Raw genomic sequence first — 7,522 nt, forward strand, 5'->3', positions numbered from 1 at the left:
TTCGGCAAACTCCGCGCTCAATTCGTCTTCGTCCAGGGCCACGACTGGCACCCCGGCCCGTCCGGCGGCAAGGAGGAATTCCACCCGGCCCATACCGCACAGCGCCCCGGCCTTGCCGGAACTCAAGCGCCCGACTTCAAAAAGTTTCAGCGCCAACATGAATTTGGCTTCCCGCGCTAGCTCTTCGGGCGAGGCGGCGGGCAGGGCCAGGGCGTCTATGGGTAGTTCAAGCAGGACGGTGTTCATGGTTCGGTCCTCGATGGTGGCGTTTTGCTCGTTCCCACGCGCCGCGTAGGAATGAGCGGGGTTCAGTTGAATATATCTTCCAGCATGGACGGCAACAACGCCTTCAATTCCCGCCGGGTTTCGGCGTGTTTTTTATTGATCTCATTTCTATATTTAACCATCTCACGCAATTGTTTTTGCTTGAACATTGGCGGAACTGGCATTTGGTAGTTTAGAAATGCTGATGGTTGAAGTCGGCGGCGACGTTGATTTGTTCCCGTGCTTATCTCGGCGAGGTTTGACCAGATTTGGGGTGTCTTAAAATAAACGTCTAAAACTTCGGGAAGAATAACTTCTTGGTTCACGCTGAAAACGGGGAATTCTGGTGAAACGACAAGGCCGTCGCAGTCCGGCGGAACTATGCCCAAAGCACCTTCCCAAGCCATGAGTTTCGGATAAGTAAAGTCACCTTCCCGAATGGTGGATAGCCGTTCATAGGCGAAATCACTCCCAGACTTCGCAACACCTTTAAACACGCCTCTGCCAAACGAATATACTCCGGCGAAGTGATAGGTTTGCTCACGATTCACAAGAATATCTGGCTGGCGTTGCGTGAGTAATTCGCGCATGGGTATCAATCGGGCTTGTCCTTCCATGGGCGACAATATGAGTCCTTGGCATAACTTGTCTAGGTCCGCCTCGATGTCATCCAGCTTCGCTTCCACCTGCCGCGCTTTCTCGGCCACGGCATCCAAGCGGGCGACGATGGCGCGTTGTTCGTCGAGTGATGGAAGAGGAATCGACATATTCAAGAAATTAGCTTCGTTCAGTCGATTTCTGCTGGTCGGCGTTGCACCGGAACTCAACCCTAAAGCTTTATTCCAGGTATCTTCCCTCCGAAAATACCAAAGCAAATAGGACGGGTTCAGATTATTGGCAGCATGGAAGCAAGGAAATTCGTTGGATACATAGCATCCATTTTCGGCTTCAGTTGCGTTTGCAAATGATCCTTTCCATGCAAACAGTCGGCTATAAATAAAATCGCCGTTTTCAACGCGGTATAAGTAATTTGCCCGGACATCTAAACCGGATTTTTCCTCTTTTATAAAAAGCCCTTGCCCATACCATCTAACTCCCAGCAAGCGGTATTTCTGTTCGGGAATAACCGTCTCGCGACGCTCGACAGGTTTAAGCAAATTTTTAACCGAAACCCTCGGCCACTTACTCATTCCCCACCCCTTTCCCCACCAATCGCCGCGCTTCCAATTCCCGATAAGCCCGCTGCAATTCCTCCTCAAGCCGCTTCACATCCGGCAACACGGTTTGATACTCAGCCGCCATGATCTTATTGGGCAAACCATCCAAGGCATACCGCGCCACGGCGGCATTGGTCCTGGCGCACAGAATCAAACCCACCGGCGGGTTTTCCTCCGGCAAACTCCAATGCTCGCGGGCATAGTTGCAATACATGTGCATCTGCCCCACATCCGCATGGCTCAACTCGGTCAGCTTCAAGTCGATCAACACCAGACACCGCAAGCGCCGATGGAAAAACACCAAATCCACCCGAAACCACGCATCCCCCAACCGCAACCGGCGCTGCCTACCGACAAACGTGAAATCACCGCCCAGTTCCAACAGAAAATCCTCCAGCCGGTGAATCAGCGCGTCCTCCAAGTCGGACTCGGAATACTCGTCCTTGAGGTCCAGAAACTCCAACACAAACGGGTCTTTAATCGCCTCTTCCGGCGTCATGGCGTCTTCGGGCAAAGGCTGGCTACCCTTTTCCAACATCGCCTGCTTGTTCTTCGATAACAGCGTCCGCGTATAAAACTGGCTGTTGATCTGGCGGGTAAGCTGCCGCACGCTCCACCCGCCGCGTAGGGCTTCGGTTTCGTAGAAAGCACGGGCCTTGGGGTCTTTCACCGAAAACAAGCAGACATAAGCCGACCAAGGCAACGGGAAGACTTGGGCCAAAGCGCGAAGATCGGGCGGAGGTAAATTGCCAGACGGTGTCTGGCAAATTTGCTCGGTCGGCCAATGCAGGTAGAAAAGCCGCATTTGCTGAAGATTCTGACGACTGAAACCTCGGCCAAACCGAGCCGTTAAATCGTCGGCCAAACGTTGAATTAAGCCCTCGCCATATTCCGCCCGCGCTTGCCCGCCCTGTTCGGCTTCGACAATGCGGCGGCCAATCTCCCAATAGCTCGCGGTCATCAACGCATTGACGCTGCGGGCCGCTGTCCGCCGGGCTTCTTCCAATAGTGCGACGATGCCGCCGTGGATGGCGGCGTAGTCGTTCTGGGTCAGATTCATAGCCTTACCTCGCCGACCAGTGCCTGAATTTCCGCCAGCAACCGCATAACGTCCCGCTCCTTCGCCACCATCCCCGCCACCAACTCCTGCGGCGGAATATGTTCCAGCGCCTCTTTGCCGTGGGGGTTCTTCACGTCCAGGTTATAAATCGGCCAATAAATGGCGTCGCCCTCGCGCTGCGATGCCTTGGCCTTCTCCTCGAATTCCCGCTGCCGCGCTTTGACTTGCTGTTGCTCGTCCTGCAACGCCAGTTTCCGCGAGGCGTCGGCCACCTCCTTCAACAAGCCGTCGATTTCCCGCAGCCGCTTCCCCGCGTCCGCCGCCGTTTGGCGCTCGGACTCGGCCCGCCGCCACAACGGCTCCGCCTTGGCCCGCGCCTCCCGGTTCAGGCTCTCAAAGTCGATCCGCCACGCCTGCGCGTTCTCCTCCCGCTGATTCCACCACGCCAAATACCCGGCGAATTCCTCATATTGCAGCGGGGCCGTCTTGCTGTACTTCTTGCGGCCTTCCGGCAAGGGCAACTCGTAAAACCAAATCTCCCGCGTCGGTCCCCGCCGGTCGAAAAAGATTAAATTAGCCGGAATGTCGGTGTAGGGCGCGAACACCCCTTGCGGCAAGCGCACGATGGTGTACAGGTTGAAATCGCGCAGCAATTCCTCCTTGATCCGGGCGCTAATGCCGTCGCCGAACAGCGTCCCGTTCGGCACCACCACGGCGGCGCGTCCGCCCTGAGCTCTGCCATGGCCGGGGCGCTTGAGCTTCCGCATGATGAACTGCAAGAACAGCAAGGCCGTTTCCGCCGTCTGCTTGTCGGGCGGGAAATTGCCCAGAATGCCGCGCTCCTCCTCGCCCCCGAAGGGCGGATTGGTCAGGATCACGTCCACCCGCTCCCGGTCGCCGATGTCGGTGATTTTCTTCCCGGCCAAAGTGTTCCCGTAGTCGATCCGGGGCGCTTCCAGGCCATGCAGCAACAAGTTCATCTGCGCCAGCATGTACGGCAAGGGCTTGGCCTCCTGGCCGCGCAAGCCGTCATCCTGCAAGCGCCGCCGGTCCTCCGGGGTGTTCACCTGGGCCTTGAGATGGTCGAACGCCTCCACCAAAAACCCGCCGGTCCCGCAGGCCGGGTCCAGCACGGTTTCCCCCAAGCGCGGATCGACCACCGCCACCATGAACCGCACCACCGAACGCGGCGTGTAGAACTCGCCGGAATCGCCCGCCGCGTCGCGCATCTCCCGCAGCATGGATTCGTACAGGTGCGAGAGGGTGTGAATCTCCTCGCTGGAATTGAAGTGAATCCCGTTGATTTTGACGATGATGTCCCGCAGCAAGCCGCCGCTCGCCATGCGGTTCTGCACGCCCCGGAACACGTTGGCAATCACCGCCCGGCGGCTGTCGGTCTCGTCCCGGTCGGCCAGCCCGCGCAGATACTTGAACAGGCCCGGCTTGTTGATGGACGTGCCGCCCGCATGGGCGAAGGTGGCGGCGTCCTGGTTGATGAAATCGAGCAAGTCATCGCCGCCAATGCCATCGGTCGGCGCGGCCCAATCCCGCCAGCGGTAGGGCGCTTCGATGATGGGGCGATAGGTCGTGCCATTCAGGGCGGCTTCCTCCTCGTGCAGGATTTCCAGGTCGTCCAAAAACTTGAGGAACATGACCCAGGTAAGCAGCGGCAAGCGGTCGATGTCGCCGTTCAAGCCCTTGTCCTTGCGGAGGATGTCGCGGGCCGATTTGATGAGGGAGGAAAGCTGTTGGGCGGTGGTAAGAGTGGGCTTGGCCTTGCGGGTTCGTTGGGGTTTCGTGGTCTTGGTCATTCAGGTTCGTGTCGTTATTGGTAAATCGCCGCCTGTAAATCGGCGATGGCTTGCCGCATGGGCTGAATGCCACCGAAATGGCGGTTGGCGATTTCGCCGGGCAAGCCGTAGCTGTTGAATGGCGGCGTTTTCAGCAGGTCGGAAAGCGGGTGGTTGAACTGGATCACGCCCCGCTCCACATACTTTTCGAGCAACAGGGACAGGATTTCCCGCGCCGTCTCGCCGTATTGGGTGAACAGGTCGGGACGCTGCCGCTTGGCTTGTTCCGCCCGCTCCCGGCGGGTCAAAAGCGGCGCGTTCCAAGCCAGATGGCACAGCAGGTCGAAGGGGTCGGCGTCTGGTTGGCCGCTGGTGGTCGCCAATTCATCGAAGCTCACACCCTGCGCTGCCAACTCGCGTAACGCTTCAAGCCGGGTGTCCTGATTCGACCAAGTGGCCCGGAATTCGCCGGGCGAAGGATACATGGAACGCAGCAAGCGGCCTGAAAATTCGGTGTACTTCACCACCCGAAGCTTGTTGCCCTCGGCGTCCAAATCAAACACCAAGTGACCGATGACTTCGACTTGTCCGCCATCCACGTACAGCTTGCGGGGCAGGGGCGGGGGCTGTTCCGTGCCGGGCGTTGGAGTTTCCGGGCGGGGCGGCGGGACCGTTCCCGGTTCGTAATCGGAAGGGGTTTCCTGCACGCCCTGATGGTCGGCGCCGGGATCGGGTTCCGGTTCCGGCGCTGGCTCCGTCCAGGGGTCGATGACTTCGCCGTCAGGGTCGATAGCCACCTGTTCGATTAAATCCGGCTCGCCATCGAAATCGGGGTCGGCGAAATGCTGGGTGGCCATGCCGGTGAAGTCGATGATGTTGAAATACTCCTTGCCTTGATTGACATTGAGCCGCGTCCCGCGCCCGATGATTTGCTTGAACTCGGTCAAGGAGCCGACCACGCGGGCCAGCACCACGTTCTTGACCATTTCGGCATCCACCCCGGTAGTGAGCAATTGCGAGGTGGTAAGAATGACCGGCGTCGGCAAATCCACATCCTGGAAGCGCGATAAATGCCCCGCGCCGATGTCGCCCTCGTTGGCGGTGACGCGGCACACATAATCCGGGTAATCCTTTTTCAAATCGGCATTGAGATTGCCCAGCTCGTGCCGCATCTCGGAGGCGTGTTCCTGATCGACGCAGAACACCAGGGTTTTCGCGAAGCGGTCGGTGCCCTTGAGGAAATCCGTCAAATGCTTGGCGATGGCCTTGGTCCGGGCACGCAAGGCGATGACCCGCTCGAAATCCTTGGTCTGGTATTCATCGTCAGGGATGGGACGGCCATAGCGGTCAAGCTCATCCTTGGAAGGTCGCCACCCGGCGGCATCCACATCCGTGATGACGCGATGCACCCGATAGGGGGCCAGAAAGCCATCATCAATCCCTTGCTGTAGCGAGTAGGTGTAAACGGGGTTGCCGAAATACAGATAGGTATCCCGGCTTTCCTCCCGCAACGGGGTAGCGGTCATCCCCAACTGCACGGCGGACGTGAAGTAATGGAGGATGGTCCGCCAACTGCTGTCATTGCGGCTGCTACCCCGGTGGCATTCGTCCACGATGATGAGGTCGAAGAAGTCGCGGGGGTATTCCTGGAAAACGTCCGTCGTGACGGTGGACAAGCCCTGATAGATACCGAAGTACATATCCCGGCCCTGGCTGACATCCTTGGAACTGATCTTGTGCCGCGCATCCCCGAAGGGGGCGAACATCTTCGCCATGGGGTCGTCCACCAAGATGTTCCGGTCGGCGAGGTAAAGAATTTTGGGGCGGCGATGCTGGCCCGCCCGATTCCAGCGGCTCTGCCAAAGTTTCCAGCAGATTTGGAACGCGACGAAGGTTTTGCCGGTGCCCGTCGCCATCGTCACCAACACCCGGCGCTGTCCCAACAAAATGGACTCGATCACGCGGGAAATGGCGGTGGATTGGTAATACCGGGGGCGCTTGCCGGAACTCAGGTTGAAGGGTTCCAGCCAGTGCTTGGCCGCTGGGTCCGCCACGACCTTGGCCGTGACCAAGCGTTGCCAAAGCTCTTCGGGGGTGGGGAAGCGGTCGATTTCCCGCTCTTGGCCGGTCAGGTAGTCGATTTCGATAATGACGTGGCCGTTGGTGGCGTAGGCGAACCACAACTTCAAGATTTCGGCGTATTCCTTGGCCTGTTGCACGCCCTCCAAGGCCGATTCACCCTCGGCCTTGGCCCTCGACCACTGCAATCATGAAATCCCGCCGATAGTGCAGCAGATAATCCGCCCGCTTCTGCGGGCCACGCCGCGACTTGCCGCCGGTCACGATTAGCCGCCCATCGGTGAAGGTGACTTGCTCACGCAGCAGGTAAGGGGCAGCGTCCCAACCGGAAGCTTGCAGCATGGGCGTGACGTACTTACGGCAGGTATCCGCTTCGTTCATGGATGACATGGGTTCCCCACTCGGACGGGTGTTTGATTTTGTTCACCACACACCGCGATGGTGTCATGGTTTGAGTGTTCTCGATAGACGACTGGATCAATCGCAGAAAGTGCAAGTCTATCGGAATTTGAACCCGAATTTATCAGTTTGGAACTTATGCGTTATTGACGGGCAAGGAATCTGACGATGTGCCGGATGGCTTACCACGATGAGAAGATGAGAAAACAGGTTTGGCGCTGAGTAAACGGCGAAGAGAGGAAAAATCAAACGGGGATAAAACTGGCAATGATAATGGTATAGAAGTTCCCCCACGATTACATGATTCTATCATAATACCCTTTAAAAATAAAAAATTATTCCTATACCCGATAATTATCCATACCACGCACATTTTGTCGGATATTCCTGTATTTCAGTAAAATACCCCCTTCTGCCCAGTTCACATTTTTACTCATATTCTGCATTTTTATGAACCCCACCCCCTCCCGAATTCCGCGTGTTTTTGAAATAGGCGCGTGGGCGTGTCGAAGTGTTTGAGCGAACACCCCACCCCCTCCCGAATTTCGTACCATTTTTAACCCTCCCCCTGCTTAAGTGTTTGGTCCCGTGTGATTATATTCCGGTTAGAAGCTATGCTCTCTTCGAGGCGCGGAGCCTGCTCCGCGAGGTATTCAATTCACTGGCTTGAGGCTCCGCCATGCTGATCCGTCTCCACAAGAACGCCCGCACCA

Annotated in this window: 4 protein-coding genes and 1 pseudogene; all 5 read right to left on the minus strand. The window is 57.5% G+C overall.

The annotated features are described in order from the left end of the window. Nucleotides 1–246: UPF0175 family protein (locus tag ACXWUF_RS15275; RefSeq protein ID WP_458495514.1), on the minus strand; the 246-nt coding region annotated here is incomplete at its 3' end. A gap of 62 nt (nucleotides 247–308) precedes the next feature. After that, on the minus strand, nucleotides 309–1,454 hold the full coding sequence (locus ACXWUF_RS15280; RefSeq protein ID WP_458495515.1) for a restriction endonuclease subunit S: 1,146 nt from the start codon (nucleotides 1,452–1,454) through the stop codon (nucleotides 309–311). Then, the gene (locus tag ACXWUF_RS15285) at nucleotides 1,447–2,541 is read right to left on the minus strand and encodes a PDDEXK nuclease domain-containing protein (RefSeq protein WP_458495516.1); all 1,095 of its coding nucleotides are present in this window, start codon (nucleotides 2,539–2,541) and stop codon (nucleotides 1,447–1,449) included. The genes ACXWUF_RS15280 and ACXWUF_RS15285 overlap by 8 nt, the downstream gene beginning before the upstream one ends. Continuing rightward, nucleotides 2,538–4,352 (minus strand): N-6 DNA methylase, encoded by a 1,815-nt coding sequence (locus ACXWUF_RS15290; protein WP_458495517.1) that lies wholly within the window; start codon nucleotides 4,350–4,352, stop codon nucleotides 2,538–2,540. Before ACXWUF_RS15290 ends, ACXWUF_RS15285 begins: the two co-directional genes overlap by 4 nt. Before the next feature lie 14 nt (nucleotides 4,353–4,366). Beyond that, nucleotides 4,367–6,791 (minus strand): annotated as a pseudogene (gene hsdR / locus ACXWUF_RS15295) (EcoAI/FtnUII family type I restriction enzme subunit R). Nucleotides 6,792–7,522 lie beyond the last annotated feature (731 nt).

The organism is Methylomagnum sp. (assembly GCF_054333355.1).

Coding starts and splice junctions, on each gene's coding strand:
- ACXWUF_RS15280 (WP_458495515.1), bottom strand. CDS start 1,454: ATGAGTAAGTGGCCGAGGGTTTCGGTTAAAAATTTGCTTAAACCTGTC.
- ACXWUF_RS15285 (WP_458495516.1), bottom strand. CDS start 2,541: ATGAATCTGACCCAGAACGACTACGCCGCCATCCACGGCGGCATCGTC.
- ACXWUF_RS15290 (WP_458495517.1), bottom strand. CDS start 4,352: ATGACCAAGACCACGAAACCCCAACGAACCCGCAAGGCCAAGCCCACT.